General features: G+C 65.3%; 14 protein-coding genes. 2 read left to right on the top strand and 12 right to left on the bottom strand.

Annotation, left to right across the window (positions count from 1 at the left end; all coding sequences use genetic code 11):
• Positions 1–438: 438 nt before the first annotated feature.
• The 4 genes from ACTOWK_RS04370 to ACTOWK_RS04355 all read right to left on the bottom strand — a co-directional run bounded on the left by ACTOWK_RS04370 (position 439) and on the right by ACTOWK_RS04355 (position 2,671).
• Entirely contained in the window at positions 439–759 is a 321-nt protein-coding gene (locus tag ACTOWK_RS04370; protein ID WP_441328969.1) for a hypothetical protein, read from the bottom strand.
• A gap of 263 nt (positions 760–1,022) precedes the next feature.
• Positions 1,023–1,403: a hypothetical protein gene (locus ACTOWK_RS04365; RefSeq protein ID WP_441328968.1), complete on the bottom strand. Its 381-nt coding sequence runs from the start codon at positions 1,401–1,403 to the stop codon at positions 1,023–1,025.
• Positions 1,404–1,667: 264 nt separating this feature from the next.
• Positions 1,668–2,312 (bottom strand): response regulator, encoded by a 645-nt coding sequence (locus ACTOWK_RS04360; RefSeq protein WP_441328967.1) that lies wholly within the window; start codon positions 2,310–2,312, stop codon positions 1,668–1,670.
• Positions 2,309–2,671 (bottom strand): Hpt domain-containing protein, encoded by a 363-nt coding sequence (locus ACTOWK_RS04355; protein ID WP_441328966.1) that lies wholly within the window; start codon positions 2,669–2,671, stop codon positions 2,309–2,311. The genes ACTOWK_RS04360 and ACTOWK_RS04355 overlap by 4 nt, the downstream gene beginning before the upstream one ends.
• Before the next feature lie 135 nt (positions 2,672–2,806).
• On the opposite strand from ACTOWK_RS04355, the gene ACTOWK_RS04350 reads away from it, so the two are divergent.
• Positions 2,807–4,024 carry an EAL domain-containing response regulator gene (locus tag ACTOWK_RS04350; protein WP_441328965.1) on the top strand — a complete coding sequence of 406 codons (1,218 nt, stop codon included), beginning with the start codon at positions 2,807–2,809 and terminating at the stop codon, positions 4,022–4,024.
• A gap of 388 nt (positions 4,025–4,412) precedes the next feature.
• Here the strand turns inward: ACTOWK_RS04350 and ACTOWK_RS04345 are convergent, their stop codons facing one another.
• Entirely contained in the window at positions 4,413–5,483 is a 1,071-nt protein-coding gene (locus ACTOWK_RS04345) for a LysR family transcriptional regulator (protein ID WP_441328964.1), read from the bottom strand.
• A gap of 499 nt (positions 5,484–5,982) precedes the next feature.
• Between ACTOWK_RS04345 and ACTOWK_RS04340 the strand changes: the two genes are divergently transcribed.
• Positions 5,983–7,842: a S8 family peptidase gene (locus ACTOWK_RS04340; protein WP_441328963.1), complete on the top strand. Its 1,860-nt coding sequence runs from the start codon at positions 5,983–5,985 to the stop codon at positions 7,840–7,842.
• 108 nt (positions 7,843–7,950) lie between these two features.
• On the opposite strand, the gene ACTOWK_RS04335 is transcribed toward ACTOWK_RS04340, so the two are convergent.
• The 7 genes from ACTOWK_RS04335 to ACTOWK_RS04305 form a co-directional block, all read right to left on the bottom strand.
• Positions 7,951–11,793 (bottom strand): response regulator, encoded by a 3,843-nt coding sequence (locus tag ACTOWK_RS04335; RefSeq protein ID WP_441328962.1) that lies wholly within the window; start codon positions 11,791–11,793, stop codon positions 7,951–7,953.
• A 1,362-nt stretch (positions 11,794–13,155) separates the two neighbouring features.
• Complete coding sequence (locus ACTOWK_RS04330; RefSeq protein WP_441328961.1) at positions 13,156–13,362, bottom strand: DUF6289 family protein; 207 nt, start codon at positions 13,360–13,362, stop codon at positions 13,156–13,158.
• 252 nt (positions 13,363–13,614) lie between these two features.
• Positions 13,615–13,917 (bottom strand): DUF6958 family protein, encoded by a 303-nt coding sequence (locus ACTOWK_RS04325; protein WP_441328960.1) that lies wholly within the window; start codon positions 13,915–13,917, stop codon positions 13,615–13,617.
• Positions 13,910–14,470, bottom strand: coding sequence for a GFA family protein (locus tag ACTOWK_RS04320; protein ID WP_441328959.1), 561 nt, complete (start codon positions 14,468–14,470; stop codon positions 13,910–13,912). Before ACTOWK_RS04320 ends, ACTOWK_RS04325 begins: the two co-directional genes overlap by 8 nt.
• Positions 14,467–15,102: a TetR/AcrR family transcriptional regulator gene (locus tag ACTOWK_RS04315; protein ID WP_441328958.1), complete on the bottom strand. Its 636-nt coding sequence runs from the start codon at positions 15,100–15,102 to the stop codon at positions 14,467–14,469. Before ACTOWK_RS04315 ends, ACTOWK_RS04320 begins: the two co-directional genes overlap by 4 nt.
• 85 nt (positions 15,103–15,187) lie before the next feature.
• The gene (locus ACTOWK_RS04310; protein ID WP_441328957.1) at positions 15,188–16,960 is read right to left on the bottom strand and encodes a ShlB/FhaC/HecB family hemolysin secretion/activation protein; all 1,773 of its coding nucleotides are present in this window, start codon (positions 16,958–16,960) and stop codon (positions 15,188–15,190) included.
• 73 nt (positions 16,961–17,033) lie between these two features.
• Positions 17,034–17,504 carry a hypothetical protein gene (locus tag ACTOWK_RS04305; protein ID WP_441328956.1) on the bottom strand — a complete coding sequence of 157 codons (471 nt, stop codon included), beginning with the start codon at positions 17,502–17,504 and terminating at the stop codon, positions 17,034–17,036.

Below are 17,504 nucleotides of genomic sequence, written 5' to 3'. Positions count from 1 at the left end.
TGCGTGCAGGAAATCGGCGAAGTACGGCCAAGTACGACTGGCTATTGCGATGCGCTGGAGAACGCCTTCGCAAAACGAACACGACAGCGGCTTGAGCGGGAAAGGTTGCGAAGAAAGGCGCGGATCGCGGCATCGCAACGGCGCTGGCCTCCCCGGCCACGCGCTATCGACTGATGTCGTCGCGATTTTCTACACCCGCAAATAGCGAAGCCGCAAGCGAATTCCCCGGGTCGTGCCGCACTTGATCAACGACGATCGGAAAAAGCGAAGCCGATCGCCGAATGCCCACCGTGCGAGCCGATCGTCGCAGTGAGAAAGCGTTACTTTCGGTGAGCGTCGGATAGCGACACGTCCGACGCTGCAACGAGATCGTGCAGAACTGCGATTCGTGCCGCTTCCCTCATCTCGCTCCATGCCCGATGAAGCCGCGATGCGGTTTCAATGCTCGAAATCTTCGGTGTGGCTCAACAGCGTAGCGATGACCGGCCGATGCCGGGAATACGCAGCGACGAAGCGTTCGCCCGCGACCTGGCGCAGTTCCGCGGCGACGTTTGCGCCGTCGTGTTCGGACAACTGCAGGCAGACGGTCTGGATGCGCTGCGACAACTCGCTGACGACCTGCCATTCGTTGGCGGCGGCGGCACCCTCCAGCCGCCGCAGATCGGCGGCGACGCCGCGATAGAACACCCGCGCGACCCTCCGGACCTTGTCCGGGTCGTGCTCCAGCAATTCGCAGAATTCGGAAATCTGTGCGGACATCCCTACCCCCGACGCGATCAAATTCGTGCTTTCGATCACATTCTAGGCAAGCGGTCGACGACCTCGGAATAGGGAAAAGTCTTAGAGCCGGGGTCTCGGACCCGTCGGAAAAAAGCTGGCGCGGCGCCATCGAAGACACCCACCTCGCCCGGCCTTGCCCTGATCGCCGCGGACGGCGCCGGCACCGGCAAAAATCGAACGCATCGGGTTCGCTGCCCCGCCCGCCGCGGCGCCTTAGCCAGCCGGGGTTCTACGGACGCGGGTCAGTGCCTGACGGTGCCGACCCCGGTCGAATCGGGCGGCGACTTCCGCTCGGCGATGCCGCGTCCGACGAATTCCTCCGCGCGGTCCAGGGTCTGCACGATCCGCGGTCGCCATTGGCGATAAGCATCGGCGAAGCACTCGCCCGCAGTGCGGGTCAGGCCGGCCGCGGCTTCCGCCGCATCGTGCTCGCCTACCTGCAGGCAGCTGACCTGAATTCGCCATGCCAGTGCGCGAACGGTCGACCACTCGTTCGCGGCCGCCGCCTGCTCCAGGCGGTGCAGATCCTTGATCGCCGACCGATAGAACTCCCAGATCACCCGCCGCACTTTGTGCTGGTCGTTCTTCAGCAATCGGGCGAGCTCGGGAAAATGGACAGTCATCGCCTGCTCCTGAGGGACATGAGTGGGCCTGCGTTCGCTGCCGTAGAGCCTGGTGGCCCGGACGAGTCCTTCGTCCGGCCGGCCAGGCACCCGAAGCATGATGAATGCAGGGCCCGGCGGCGGGAATTAGGAAAAATCTTAGTGCCGCGCAATGCCGGGCAGTCGCGCACGGACTTCAAGAACGTACGACGCGGCCACACGGCATCGGCGCTGGCGTTGCGCGAGTTCCGGCCGATCGCGGCCATCTCTATGACCGGGCGATTTCTATAACAGGTAGTCGAGCCCGTGTTGCTCGAGATAGTGGCCGAGCTCGTCCTTGGATCTCAAGCCCAGCTTGCGCAACGCGTTGTACTTGTGCGTCGTCACGGTTTTGTAGCTGCGATTGCTGTCGATGGCGATGGCCTGCAGGTTCTCGCCCCGCGCCAGGGCGATCATCACCGTGCGCTCCCCCGAGGTGAGCTGGTGCCAAGGATGCTTACGCGCGGCATCGAGATCGACCAGTGGATCGACGTAACTGTTTCCCGCCACGACCGCGCCGATGGCGTCGATCGCCACTTGCGGGCCGCTGGCCTTGGAAACGAAGGCGCGGGCGCCGAGATCCAGCAGCGCCTGGGCCAAGCAGGGATGCTCCTCTCCGGTGTAGATCACCACTTGCAGCGAAGGCTGTGCGGCCAGGATCGCCTGCAACAGCGGAGCGCTGTTCAATCGACCGGGCATGCGCAGGTCCAGGACCAGATATTCCCAGGACTCGGCCTGCAAGCGGGAAAGCAGGCTGTCGCTGTCGGTGACCGAATCGACCAGAACGCGGCTCTGGCCGAGCGCGGTCTTCAGCATCTCCGCAAGCGCGACGATGATGATCGGGTGATCGTCGGCGATCAGTATCCTTGCCGGCAACGTATTCGCATTCATTCTTCACCCGCCTCATGCCGATGCGTCAGGTACGCGAGGACGCGCATCATCACCCCATCCAGTTCGTCCCGCGTGGCTGCGAATGTCTGTGCGAGGGTGTCGCCCGGAGAGCCGGCGGACAGTTCCCTTTCGATAGCGGCCAGCCCCTCCGCCGCCGACTTCTCGCCGATCTGCAGGCAGCCGGACTTCATCTTGTGCGCCAGCGCCCCGAGCGTCGCCCAGTCGCGGCTCGCCCAGGCCTGGTCCAACTGCTGCAGATCCTCCCGGGTGCAGCGAGCGAAAACATCCAGCACCCTGCGCACCCGCGCGGCATCGCCTCGCAACAGACGGCTCAAGGGCTCGAAATCGGAGGTCTTCATCGAGGTCCGAATCCGCCTCCCGCCCAGGTTGAGAACGGTGCATGATATAGGCAAGTCGTCCGTTCTTTGATCGCTGCGCGCATATGCTGGCGTTCTAAGACAACTCGTCGCGATTGTCCATGACGGAGACCACGTTTGCCCAACTCGCCGTACCCGGTCGGATTGAGGACGCTGGTCGTCGACGACGATCCGGTGATGCTGGAGGTCATCTCGGCGTTGCTCAGCGACGCCGGACTGCGGCCTCCAGAAACCGCGGACAAGGGCGAACTGGCCCTCGAACGGCTGGCCGCCCGCCCCTTCGACCTGCTGGTATGCGACCTCAACATGCCGGGCATGGACGGGATCCGTTTGCTGAGCCATGTCGCGGCACTGTCCCGCCACCCCGCGGTCATCCTGCTCAGCGGCGAGGATTCCCGCGTGCTGGACGTCAGCCGGCAGTTCGCCGAAGCCAAGGGCCTGACCATACTCGGGGTGCTGGGAAAACCGGTGGATCTGCAATCCCTGACCGCGGTGCTGGCGCGGTATCGCCCGGCGCAAGACCGGTCGTTGCAGGACGCGCCCGACGTGGCGATCGACGGCGACGGTATCCGCGGCGGCATCGACAGCGGCGCGCTGCACCTGGCCTACCAACCCAAGCTCGAACTGGCCAAGCGCTCGTTCGTCGGTGCCGAAGCGCTGTTGCGCTGGCAAGACCCGCAACTCGGTGCGGTCCCGCCCTCGGACGTGGTGCGGGCCGCGGAGAACGCCGGCCTGGTCGATCTGCTCACCCTGGCCGTCCTTACCCAGGCCGTGGCCGATCGCGCCACATTGATGCGCAACGGCATCGACATCAATCTCGCCTTCAACGTATCGATGCACAACCTGCACAACCTGTCCATCATCGACCGGATGTCGGCGATCGTCGCCGCCGCCGACGATCGGCCGGATCGCTACACCCTGGAAGTGACCGAGACGCACCTCATGAAGGAACCGGTGCACGTGATCGAGGCCTTGATCCGCTCCCGCCTGCGCGGCTTCAAGGTCGCCATCGACGATTACGGCACCGGCGCGGCGACGATGCAGTTCCTGATGCAGTTGCCGAGCACCGAGCTGAAGATCGATCGCAGCTTCGTCGCCGCCGGGCCGCGCAGCGAGCATGGGCGCGTCCTGCTGCAATCGGCGATCGAACTGGGCCTCAGCCTCGGTCAAACCGTTACCGTCGAAGGCGTGGAGACCGATCGGGAGGACAGTCTGGCGCGCGAGCTCGGCGGCCATCTCGGCCAAGGTTACTTGTATGGGCGTCCGATGGAGCTGGGCGAACTGATCGCATGGGCATGCACGCATCCGGTCGGCGTTCCTGCGAGCCCGGGCTAGGTCTTGGCACCGCCCGCGCCTGGATCGATGAGGGTATCTGCGCAGACTTGAGCGAGACGGAACGGGGCGTCCATACGGACATCACCCGCCCGTCTGCTCACCGAGCGTCATCACGACGGGCGCTGGCCACGCACGAATCCTTCGACGCAGCCAGTGCACTCGATGCCTGCAGAGGAGTCCGAATCAGGAGCAGTCGTCGCCGGGGGCATGGCAAGGACTGCTCATCGAGTGCGGGGCCAGTCTAGGTGGCGATCGCAGCCGCAGATAGCCCTGCATCGACAACATCGGGTTGACGATTCGCGAACGCTCGCCGCATGCAAACGTGTTCGCGCCGAACGAGCGACCGGCTCGGTCTTGCGATCGATTGCGGTGTTTCGCCGCGCTTGCGCTATGCGCACGCGATCGGCTCGCGAACGAAGCCGTGGTGGGCGATCCGCTCGCTGAGAAACCCGATCAGCGCTTGCACCTTTCGCGACGATCGTCTGCTGGAGGGATACACCAACGACACCGGGCCGGCGGGCGGCGCACAGTCGGCCATGACGAGCTTCAATTGGCCGCTGGCGATCGCATCGGCGATCACGTAGTCGGGCAGCAAAGCCAAACCCAGGCCGGAACGCGCGGCCTGCAAGAGTTGGAAACAACAGGCGCTGCGGATGCGTTCGCGAACGCGGGCCGTCCTCAGCTCGCCATCGACCAACAACGGCCATCCCGCGGGCGTCCCGTTGCCCGAATTGACCAGGCAGTCGTGATGGGCCAGTTCGCCGGGGCGTGTCGGGGTGCCTCTGGCGGCCAGGTACTCGGGGCTGGCGCATATCCACGAGCGCGTCGCGCCCAAGCGCTTGGCGAGCAGGCTGGAGTTCGCGAGGTGACCGATGCGTACCGACAGGTCGTAGTTCGTGTCGTTGCTGCCCGCGTCGCACTCTTCAAGGCCCAGATCGATCCTGAGGCCGGGATACATATTGGCGAATTCGTTGAACAGCGGCGCCAACACCTGCGCGCCATAGAAATGAGGCACCGAGATCCGCAGGGTGCCGTGGATGCCTCCGTTGAAGCCGGCGGCCAGATCGTTGGCGGCCTCCACCGATTCGATGATCGATACGCAACGCTCGTAGTAGGCATTGCCGACGTCGGTAACGCTGATCCTGCTGCCGCTGCGGTCGATCAGTTGGGTGCCGAGCTGCAGCTCGATCTCGCTGATGCGGCGGCTGATCACGGATTTCGAAGTGCCGAGCTGGCGCGCAGCGCCGGTGAAGCTGGTTGCGTTCACGACCGCGACGAACGCGAGCATCTCGGAGAAGCTGATCAGCGCAGGGTTTCTGCGGGGGGGGATCTCGTAGTTCACGTTCATTGCAGCATCCATCGAATGAGCGCAAGCCGTTGCAGCCCTGCCCGGCCTTTCGCTGCGGCGATGCTTCTCGTTCTTTACAGAAGCAGCAGGCAGAGCGGAACGCTCGCGCACGAACGACGAATCGTCGCGACCGACTCCAATCGGATCGAGTGCCCCGCATCGCCTTCAACGGTGGCGGCGGTCGGCTTCAGTCCGATCCGTCTCTCACCGAATTCTTAACTCGCTCGGATAGTAATGCGATGAGGATCACGATTTGAATTGGGAAAGTTCTTAGGCGATCCCTGCCGCCCATGCCGTCGATGCGCCTGCGCTTGGCCGCGCCGAGGTTGCGAATTCGGCAACCGGGTGTTCGCGGTTTTTGGCTATGCAGCTCCCGATCGGTATCGCAGCGTAGACCCCGGCCCAGGGGCAAACCGGCTTTAAGCAAACAAACCGGCTTTAAGCAGACCGGCTTTAGACAAGACTCGCTTTAGACAAGACCGGCGTTGGACAGACCGTTCCCAACTCTTCCGCAGTCGCATCGGCGCTCCCGGCTCGCATCGTTCCGGCCCCGTCCGGACAGACCGATTCATGCAGTCCCATCGGTGTATCCACGCAGAGGATTACTCGCATGTCCATCGTGAACCGCCGGCGCCCGCGCGCCCACCTCCTGGCCGTCGCTACCGCGATGGCGTTGTCCGCCACCGCAGCCCCGGCATTCGCGGGCAAGGTGAGTATCGCAGGCCTGACGGCACCGGAAGGCTACGACGGCTTTATCGTCAAGTACCGCGAAGGTTCGGCGGAGCGTCGCGATGCCGTCAACGTCAAGGGTTCGCTCAATCGCGTGGCCAAGGCAGGGATCGCCGGCAAGGCCCGCGCCCTCGGCCATGTCCGCCGCCTCGCGATCGGTTCGGACCTGGTCAGCGCCGGCAAGCTGGACCGCATCGAAGCCGAAACGATCATGCGCGAACTCGCCGCCGATCCGAACGTGGAATACGTCGAGGTGAACCGTCGGATGATGCCGACCCTGACGCCCAACGACACCCGTTACAACGAGCAGTGGCACTACTTCGGCGCCAACGGCCTGCGCGCGAACACCGCCTGGGACCGGTCGACCGGAGCCGGCACCGTGGTGGCGGTGCTGGATACCGGCATCACACCGCACACCGAACTCAATGCCAACGTGCTGCCGGGTTACGACTTCATCAGCAATGCCGCCAGTGCGCGCGACAACGATGGGCGCGACAACAATCCCAACGACCAGGGCGATTGGTACCTCGCGGGCGAATGCGGCCAACCCCGCGCCTCCAATTCCAGTTGGCACGGCAGCCATGTCGCCGGCACCGTCGCGGCGGTGACCAACAACGCCGCCGGCGTGGCCGGCGTAGCCTACGGCGCCCGCATCGTTCCGGTGCGCGTACTCGGCAAATGCGGTGGCACGACCGCCGACATCGCCGACGCGATCGTATGGGCGTCCGGCGGCGCGGTGGCGGGGGTTCCGGCCAATGCGAACCCCGCCGAAGTGATCAACATGAGTCTGGGCGGCGACGGCGCATGTTCCGCGACCTACCAGAATGCGATCAATGCCGCGGTCAATCGGGGCACCACGGTAGTGATCGCGGCCGGCAACGACAACGACGATGTAGCGAATCATACGCCGGGCAACTGCAACAACGTGGTCTCGGTTGCGGCCTCGGACGACAACGACGATCGCGCTTTCTACTCCAACTACGGCGCGAGGATCGACGTGGCCGCTCCGGGCGGCGAGACCTGTTCGCCGAACCTTCGCTTCCTGGCGCTGGGCGAAGAGCCCTACTGCGACGTCAACCATGCCGCGCGAGGCATCCTTTCGACCGTGAACACCGGCGCTCAGGCGCAAGTCGCGCAAGGCTACAAATTCAGCCAGGGCACCTCGATGGCCACGCCGCACGTGGCCGGCGTGGTGGCGCTGATGCAGTCGGCGGTCGCGGCTCCATTGACGCCGGCGCAGGTGGAGCAGGCGCTCAAGGACTCCGCGCGCGCCTTCGCCGCCGGCGCCTGCCCGGGCGGCTGCGGCAGCGGCATGGTCGACGCCGACGCAGCGGTCGTCGAGGCGATCCGTGTCGCCGGCGGCGATGGAGGGGGCGGAGGCGGTGTCGACAATGCCGTGAAGGCCTACAGCAACACCACCGACGTCGCGATCAACGACCTGTACTACAGCTACAGCTCGATCGCGGTCGCCGGACGCACCGGCAATGCGCCGAGCAATGCATCGGTATCCGTCGACATCGTCCACTCCTACCGCGGCGACTTGTCGGTCGCGCTGATCGCGCCGGACGGCTCGATGTACATGCTGAAGAACTACAACGGCCAGGACGGCGCGGCCAACGTCAAGGCGACCTATACCGTCAATCTGTCGGGCGAGGCCCTGGACGGTACCTGGAAGTTGCGTGTGGGCGACCACTACCAGGGCGATACCGGCTACATCAACAGTTGGAGCGTCACTTTCTGATCGTGTCGTCCGGCAAAGGCCGGCACGACGAGCGCTGACGCAATCCCGGCTCCGGCCGGGGTTGCTGCTTGCGGGTGCGAATGGGCGATCGTCGCCCCGGCCGTGCACTCAGGTGCGACCGCCCTGCCGGCCGATCCAGTCGGCCAACAGGTCCAGCAATTCGTCGGGATCGATCGGTTTGGCGACGAAGTCGTCCATGCCCGCATCGGCGCAGCGTTTGCGGTCTTCCTGCATCACATTGGCCGTCATCGCCAGGATCGGGACTCGCGGCACCGGCATCAGCCGGCGGATTTCCCGGGTTGCCGTCAGCCCATCCATCACCGGCATCTGCATGTCCATCAGAATGATGTCGTAAACCTGTGCCTGAGCCATGGCGACCGCGATGGCGCCGTCGTCGGCCACGTCGACCTGCAATCCGGCGTCGCTCAGGACCGCTCGCGCCACTTCCTGGTTGAAATCGTTGTCTTCGACCAGCAGCACGCGCTTGCCGATGAGCGCGCCGTGGCCGCCCTGCTCTGGCGTCGGACTCGCGAGAGGCGCTTCGGAAGCTCCGATCATGCCGATCACCGAATCGACCATTTTCGAAGGTTCGATCGGTTTGACCAGCCGTACGCCGCCCACGTCTCCCGCCTGCGCTATCGACTCCATGCGCTTGGCGCTCGCGACCGCGATGAGACGGATCTCCCGCGACGGTGCGTACGCTCTGATGCGCTCCACCACCGATGGCCCGTCCAGGCGCGGGATATCCAGATCCAGGACCACCACATCGAACGGCCTTTCGGATTCCAGCGACGACTTGAACGCGGCCAGTACGCTCCTGCCGTCGCAGACGGTCGCGACCGTGAACCCCATGCCGGTCAGCATCCTCGACAGTTCGCCGTGGCATTCGGCGACCAGGATGCGCCGGCCCCGCACTGTGGCAGGCAGGTCCTCGGCGTTGAGCTGCAACTCGCCGCGGCCGAGTCGGGCCGTGAACCAGAAGGTGCTGCCGCGGCCGAGCTCGCTGTCGACCCCGACCTCGCCGCCCATCAGCTCCACCAGGCTCTTGCAGATCGCCAGGCCCAATCCGGCCCCCTCGTACTTGCGCGTGGTGGAGCTGTCGCCCTGCTGAAACGCTTCGAATATCAAGCCGGCCTGGTCGAGATCGAGGCCGATGCCGGTATCGCGCACGGTGAAGCGCAGCACCATGTCGCGCTCATCGCGCTGATCGACTCCGACCGAAATCCGGATCCCGCCACGGTCGGTGAATTTGACCGCGTTGGTGGCGTAGTTGATCAATACCTGGCCCAGGCGCAAGCGGTCGCCCATCAGCGCCGCAGGCACGTCCGACGCGACATCGAACTGGATCTGCAGGCCCTTTTCTTCGACTTTGTCCCCGACCACGCTGGCGACGTCGCCCAACAGCTGCGAGAGCGTGAAGTACGATTGCTCGATGGTCAGCTTGCCGGCCTCGACCTTGGAGATATCCAGGATGTCGCTGATGATGCTGAGCAGGTGTTGGCCGGCACGCTGGATCTTGTCGAGGTAGGCGCGCTGCGCCGGGTCGGCGCTGTCTTTCAGCGCGAGATGCGACATGCCCAGAATGGCGTTCATGGGCGTGCGGATCTCGTGGCTCATGTTGGCGAGGAACTGGCTCTTGGCCGCATTGGCCGCATCGGCCATGGCCTTGGCCTGACTCAGATCCTCCTTCGCCTGCATCAGCGCGGTGACATCCTGGGTAGTGCCGCTGACATGCAGAGGAATGCCATCGGCGTCGAAATAGAGGCGCCCGCGCGTTGCCAGCCAGCGCGTCTCGCCATTCGGCAAGAACACCCGATACTCGGCCGAGAGCCGCCCCGTCCGCCTGGCTTCCTGGACCGCGGCTTCCCAGTGCGCACGGTCTTTACGGTGCACCAGTTTGTAGAATCCCTCGATCGAAATAGGCGAATCGCCGGGAATGCCGAACATTGCGAAGTTACGATCCGAACCGATCAACTTCGCGGTCTTCATATCGTACCGCCAGGTCGCCAGATCGCCACCCTCGATGGCAAGGCTCAGACGCTCCTCGCTCTCGCGCAGCGCAGCTTCGGCACGCCGGCTCTCGGTGATGTCGTCCAGCGTAAACTGCAGTATCTGTCTGCCACGGTGGCTGAAGGCCATCAGGTGGACCATCGCATCCCAGGTCTCGCCGTTCGGCCGCCGGTGCCGCCACTGGAAGCTCTCCATCCCCTTCGCTAACGCGTCCTGGTCGTGGCGCTTCATCGCAGTCGGAGAGTCGGTGCCGTCGTACTGGACCGGCGCCGAAACGTCGAGCGGCGTCTTGCCCAGGACTTCTTCGCGGCTGGCATAGCCGTACACCCTCAACGCGGCCTCGTTGCAATCGATGAAACCCGCGCCTTCGGGGTCGTAGACCACCATGGCCCGGTGCGAGCCCTGAAACAGCAGCTTGTTGAAGGCCTCGCTCTCTTTCAGCGAATCTTCGGCGAGTTTTCGCCGGGTTACGTCGCGCACGATCGCCAACACGCCGTCCTGATTGCGCAGTTGGATTCCGTGCATCACGATTTCGGCGAAGAACGGCGTCCTGCCGCCGCGCAGATGCTGCCATTGCACGTGCACCACATCGCCTTCGACGTGCGCGGTCAGCCCTTCCGGCAGCGGTGGATCGCCCCCGCCCACCAGCCGCCCCAACACGAAGGCTCGCGTCCTGTTGCCCAACTCGATGCTGTCCTGTCCGCCCGGCTGGGTCGCTGGCGTGATCAACGGATCCGACAGGCGACGACCGATCAGGTCCGCCTTCGACGACACGCCGTACAATTTCACCGCCGCTTCGTTCGCATCGACGATGCCTTCGTGGGTGATGAACAGATAGCAGTCGGGCGACCGGTCCCATAGCGCGCGCAATTGCTCGGTGGCTTTATCGGCGCACTTCTCGGCTTCGCGGCGATCGGTAATGTCGACCGCGATGCCGCAGATCGAATGAGGGATTCCCGCATCGTCGGCCAGCGGAAACTTGGTGCTCTGGAAGATGCGCAGCCCCTCCGCCCCGAGCACTTCTTCCTCGACTTCCTTGACCTGGCCGGTCGACAGCACTTCGGCGTCGTTGGCGCGCACCCGCAGGGCGGCGTCGTGCGGAATGATATCGAAGTCGGTCTTCCCGAGCGCCGCGCCACGAGCAAGGGCGAAGAATCGTTCATAGGCGCGGTTGGTGAGGATCAAGCGGCCGAGCGTGTCCTTGACGAAGACGATGGCCGGATACTCGTCGATCACCCCCTGGATCAGGCGCTGCGAAAGGCGTTGCTTGCGCAAGGCTCGCATCAGCAGCCACGACAGCATCATGCCGACCAACAGACACGCGAGGATCGAGATCGTAATGACCGCGACGACTACGGCGAAGTCCTGCTGCGCCGCCTGTTGCTGTTGCTTGGCGACCCGCGGTTGCAGCTCGATCAAACGATGCAGGTCGGCGATGAGCGCATCCAGGGGTGCACCGAACCTGGTCGTTTCGGAGTCCGGCTCGCTTGGTCGGGGCTCGCTTGGTCCCGGCTTGCTTCCTCCGGGCTCGCTTGGTCCGGGCTCGCCCCGCCGCTGGCCGGCAAGGACGACTGCGCCGGCGTTCTGCACCAACACGGCGACGTGCCGATCGGCCTGATCGGCCAGTCCGCGCTCTTCCGCGGTCATGCGGGTCGCCATATAGGAACGCCAACGTCCGCTGGGCAAACCGAAGGAGGCCCCCGCCTTCGAGGAGGACTCGAATGCGGGCAGCTCGCCGTGGAGGTGCACCCTCAGCGCCTGGGCGCTTTCCAGCACCGCGGACAGGTGCCCCAGGGCCAGCGTCCGGTCTTCGTAGACGGTGTCCAGGCGCTGCATCACGCTGCGCAGCCCCAAGATGCCCGCGGCGCCCGCGACCATGACGAACAGACACGAGACCGCGACCAGCAACCTGAGCCTTGTGTCGATCTTCAACTGATTCAAGCGACCCCCTTGGTCGGGACATCGTCGCGCCCGCTCGCGATCGGGGGCATCGGCACCCTACTTGGTTCAGGTAGCGGTAGCCCAGCACCTACCGTCCCCTCATATGGCAAACCATCGCAATTGTCCAGGCTGGATGCCCCACGGCGGTTCGCTTCGCCGGCGCCGGCCCGGCACCGCAGCGGCCATGAATCGCTCGCGCTTTGCCAGGGGCGGTATCGACACGACCGCTATGGCGAGGTTGTCGAGCGGCCCATGGCCCGAAGCGGGTGCTGCCCGACGATCCGCGCCGGCGGCCTGTAGTAGCCTAACGCGATGCGCCTGCTCGTCCTCGAAGATCAAGCCGATTTGCGCCGGGCCGTCGCTGCCCGGCTGCGCTCGCACGGGCATGCGGCGGGATCCGGCGCTCGCGTCGGGCGAGCGTCGCTCATTCTTCCATTGTAGGAGCGGCGTGAGTCACGACCGCGGGACGCGCAGAGGCGATAACGCCGACGTCGCTCATCGAAGCGGCGTATTTCCGCGGGGTAGGAGCGACGCAAGTCGCGACCGCGCTGCGATGGTCTTGCGACGCATCGCTCAATCAAGCGAGATCAAGATCAAACGCCAAAAGCTTCCGCCACTAAAGCGGCGGGTTACTTTCTTTTGTCTAAAGCAACAAAAGAAAGGTAACCAAAGAAGTTGCTTTGCTTTGCATCACAGGCCCGCGCGAGCGAAGCCGACGCAGGGATATACATACGGGACATCCCTGTCCCGATGAAAAACGGCGCGCATCCCTGCGCCGCCCTTCGGGTCTTCAATCGCCTTCGCGAGTGCGACAGTGCGCACAGCAACAGCAAGATCCTTGCCTCAACCGCACTCCCTCGGCATGCCGCTTCTGGGTAGGAGCGGCGCAAGCCGCGACCGCGCTGCAACAGCCTCGCGGCGGCCCTGCCATTGCCGATATCCCTGGCTTTCCGCCTTTCCGCTTGCCGGTCAAATGAAGACCCGTAGGGCGGCCCGCAGGGATGCGGGCCGTGCGCAAGCAGGCCATGGATGGCCTGTCTGGAGCATCCCTGCGTCGGCTTCGATCGTGCGGGCTTGTGCCCTTGCAAGGAGAGCCCTTTTCTTTGGTTAGCTTTGACCGAAGGAACTCCCTGTGGGACTTTTGGGCTTAGCAAAAGAAAGTAACCCGGCCGCGTCAGCGGACGGAAGCTTTGCTCTTGCTTGAGGCAAGATCTCCACGGCAGAAACAACAGCAGCAGCCCCCTCGGAGTCCGGCGCCCTGAGTCCAGGGTTCGCACAGACTGCGGTCGGGACCTCCAAGGAGTCGCCCAGCGCACCGGGCGACTCCAACTCTCCTGGATACTTCCCCGTGTATGCCGCCGCTTACATCACGCAGCCGGCATACACCTTGGACTTGTTGGTGACCACGCCCCAACCCGGATCGCCGCAGCTGGCGGGCTGGCGTATGCCGACGACCGTGCCGGCATCGTTGTAGTAGACGACCGAACAGAAGCAACCGGCGGAACTGCTGGCGGTACCGGCCGACATCGCCAACAAGGTTCCCAATACGATCAACTTGAAACGATGCATCGCGATCCTCCCTTTGAGCTTTGCGGCAGGTTGCCGCGCTCGGAAGATACAACGCGGCAAGCGCACGGCGATTGCGGACCACGCCAAGGCCCGATTACGCGATTGTCGACGCACCTGAATTGTGAGCGCGATCATGAAGCCGCACGATGCGCTGCAGCAACGGTTTACCCACTCTCGTCTCGTTGGCCGATAGCCGGGCTTTCGCGTCGGCCCATCGAGGACGAACGCCCTGCCCCGACCGCCGCAGAGTGGTCAGCCCTTGCGTTGCAGATACAACTGGACCGGCGTGTCCGGCGCCCGCTGGATGACGCCCTTGGCTTCGAGGTCGAGCTGCACCGCCTTGAGCCACCAGCCCGCGGTCTTGCCTTGTGGGAACAACTCGTCGGGCAACTGCGGCAGCAGCGCCTGCTTCGCGTCCGCGACCTTCAGGCCGGGCGGCTTGCTCGGCAATACGGCCAGCAGCGCCTTGCGCATGGCCAGGTATTTGGCGCGATCGACCCGGGTGGTGCGACCGGGGCTGGCGATGTTCTCGATTTCGATCTTGTCGTCAGGCATCGAGCTTCTCCTTCACTTCGATCTTCGGGTTGCGCAATCCCATCGCGATCCAGGCGCCGAACAGCTTGGCGTAGAAGGACAGCGACTGGCTGTTCAAGTTCGCAATGTCGTCCGGCAGATACGAGGCATCGGCCAGGTCGCCGACCATCGTGCGCATCTGCGCTTTGGGCCGCGTCTGCTGCGGCCACAGATGCAGGTACATGCTGAGCCAGTGCGCGCCCTTGAGTTCGAGGAACACCGGCGTGTTGCAGCAGGTGGCGACGACGCGGCGGGTGCCCGCATCGGGGGACAGGCGGAACTCGGCGAGATGCTCGGTACCGGACACGAACCGGACCCGGTCCTTGCGGTATTCCGCGCACGCGGTCGCGCCATGCGCGGTGCGGATATCGCGGGCGCCTGGCAGCGCGGCGAGGCGCTTCGCCGCGGCTTTGCAAGAGTCGCACAGGCACTCCGACACCAGGATCGGCGCACCGACCGCTTCGAGCCGGGTGCGTCCGCAGGCGCATCCGATCGCCGCGCTGCCTGGCGTGGTCGCTGTCGTGGTTGCGCTCATAAGGGCGGTTCCTGGGTGAGGCGAAACAGATGTCGGATATAGCGGTCGAGATGGTCGAGGCTTTCGCGCGCGAGCCGCGGGTCGTTGCCCGCCTTGGCGAGGACGAATCCGCCCTGGATGACGGTCTGGGTATGCCGCGCGAGGCTCGCCGCGGTCCAGTCGTCGGCGATGCCGCGATCGCGCCGCGCGGTTTCGATGTCGGCCTCAAGCGTGGCCGCATGGCCGAAGATGCTGCGGCCGCAGGCATCGCGGATGTCCGGCGAAGTCGCGTGGACCTCCTGGGCCATGGTGCCGACCAGGCAACTGAATTCGTCGATCTCGCCCACGATGATCGCCTTGCGGAAGGCGACGTAGGCCAGGACCCGTTGCAGTGCGTCGGCCGGCTGGTGGTACGGCGCAGCGGCGAAGAATTCGCTGGTGGTCTCGGCCCAGAATTCGGCCGCGGCGAGGCCCAGCGCGTCCTTGCTGGCGAAGTGATGGAAGAACGCGCCCTTGGTGACGTCGGCCGCCCGGCAGATGTCGTCCACGGTGGTGGCGGCGAAACCCTTCGTACGGATCACGTCGCGGGCCGCCTCCAGCAGGCGGGTCCGGGCGTTGCCGCGTTCGGGCGATTGTTTGGTCGGCCTGGCCATAGCACGAACATACCATATGGTCGGTATGTGTCAACCGGGACCTTCCAGCCCCCGTAATTCAGCGCTAAATCCCCCACTTGGGAACCTAGAAGCTCGCGCTGAGATTGAAGCCCAGAGTGATGTCGGCGGTCGGATAGCCGCGCGGCTTGGAGATAGGTGCACCGGCGAACAGGTCGTAGCTCAAACGCTTCCAACCGCCGCGTGCGCCGACCACGCCGCCGGCGAGGTCGCGGCCGATCAGCTCGGCGACCGAGCGGCCGCCGACGCGTCCGTAATCGATACCGACATACAGTTCGGTGCCGCCCTGCCCCGGGACCCAGCCGAGGTCGTTGCGGATCAGCCAGCCGCGGTCGCTGACCAGGCTGGTTTCGCCGTCGAAGCCGCGCACCGAATAGCGCCCGCCGATCGCGAACCGATCCTGCGGGGTCAGCGGCGTGCGGTTCCATTGCGCACGTACCAAGCCGACATAGCGTAGCCGGCGCTCGCTGCCGGCGAGCTTGAGCTTGAACGGTGCGGTGAGGCTGACTTCGGCGGTGTATAGCTTCATGCGCGACGTGCCTTCGCCGAAGCTCTGTTCGGGAGAGACGATGGAACCGAAGGCGCCGGTGCCGCGCTTGTGGGCGACGGTGGCTTCCAGAGTCGCGCTGCCGACGAACTCCTTGTGGTTGAGGCTCAGCTCCCAGCCCCCGACCACGCGGTGCTGCACTTCGATCTCGGTGTCGTCGACGAAGTTGCGCGAGGATCGACGAAAGGCCTTGAGCGCCATCGCGGTCTTGCGGTGCTGGTCGCGGTACAGCAGACGCGAGAGCTTGATCTCGCCGTTGCCGCTCTCGCCCGAATAGACATAGGCCTGGTTGAGGCCGGCGACTCGCTGGTGGTATTCGCTCTGCGATGCGGTCAGGGCCAGCGCCCAATAGCCGTACGGCAAGGAGTAATGCGCGGTCTGGCTCTCGTTGCCCTTGGCGGCGCCGTGGAACAAGGGGCTGGCGACGCCGTGGTTGGCGCTGACGTAGAACAGGTCGTTGAGCCCGAAGGGATTGTCCAGCGACAAGGTCGCGCCGCCCTGGTTGCGGCCGGTCGAATCGGTGCCGCTGTCGTCGAGGTTCAGGCTCACCCGCCAGTGACGCGGTTGCACGTACTTGACCACCAGGTCGCTGTCGCCGGGCTTGGCGTCCTTGGCGCTGGACGGCTCGATCTTGATGTCGGCGTCGGCGGTGGGCGCGCGCTTGAGGTTCTCCAGGCCCTGTTCGATGTCGCGCAGATTCAGCAGATCGCCGACGCGGGCCGGAATCGCGCCGAGCAACAGCGCCGAACTGCCGAGCAGCGGCGACACCGAGTCGGCGCCGAGCCGGATCGCAGCGATGCGCCCGGGCAGCAAGGTCAATGTCAGCGTCCCTTTCGACAGGTCCTGCGGCGCGGCGAGCACGCGCGTAGTCACCCAGCCCTTGGCGATCACCGCGGCCTGGACGCGTTCCATGACCACGTTGACGCCGTCGGTGCCGAGGCAACGGCCCAGCGCCGGGTCGTCGCCGTCCGGGCCGTCGAGACGATCGAGCGCCCACTGGAAGGACTCGGCGCGATCGCCGACCAGCACTACCCGGTCGATGCGGAAACACGGCGACTCGGAGGCGGGAATGCGCTGGGTCGGCGCCGCCACCGCGGTCGGCAGGCGCTCGTCGATGCTGCGCTCGTTCTGCTCGCGCAGGGCCCGCTCGCGCTCCTGTTGGCGCTGCTGCTCGATGATCGGCTGCGGGGTGGTGGCGACCTGGGCCGAGGCGAGCGTCGGCACCGACACCGCGCAGGCCATGAGCGTCGCGCGGGTGGTGGCTCGCATCGAGCCGCGAATGAATCCGTTCAAGAACTTCTCCTGACCGCCCGCGAGCAGTGCAGCCGGGTGTGCGATGGATGAACTGGCTGGCAGCGAGCGCGAGCTAGGCCTGGGCGATGTCCAGGGCACGCCGGAGCGCCGAGGCCAGTTCGAGGTCGGAGGCATCGGGCGCGACCTGCAACGGCGGCGGGTCCTTGATCCACGGCGCGTCCGCCACGGTGTTGTCGCCGGAGCGAAACTCGATGCGGTCGGCATAGACATCGACCGATACGATCCGGGTGCCTTTGAAGAAGGCCTTGTCCGACTCGACCCCGCGGTCCTTGCGGTACTCGGCCATGACCGCCTGGAAGGCTTCCTTCTCCCGATGCATATGCGGGTGATGAAAGCCCGGCTTCCTGTCTTCGAGGCGCGCCCGCAGCGCGGCGCCGAGCGCCTCGTCGGTGGCGTCGACCTGCAGCTTGGCGAATGTTCCGTGCCCGCCGAGCAAGCCGTTGGAGGCGCGCGACTGCGCCAGTATCAGCAACTGCCCGCTGCGCCGCAGATACACCGCGGCGCCTTGTTCACATCGTTCCAT

Origin of the sequence: Lysobacter sp. CA196 (genome assembly GCF_052078695.1) — a bacterium.
Taxonomy (GTDB): Bacteria; Pseudomonadota; Gammaproteobacteria; order Xanthomonadales; family Xanthomonadaceae; genus Lysobacter.
This window is presented reverse-complemented; position numbering and strand designations above follow the sequence as displayed.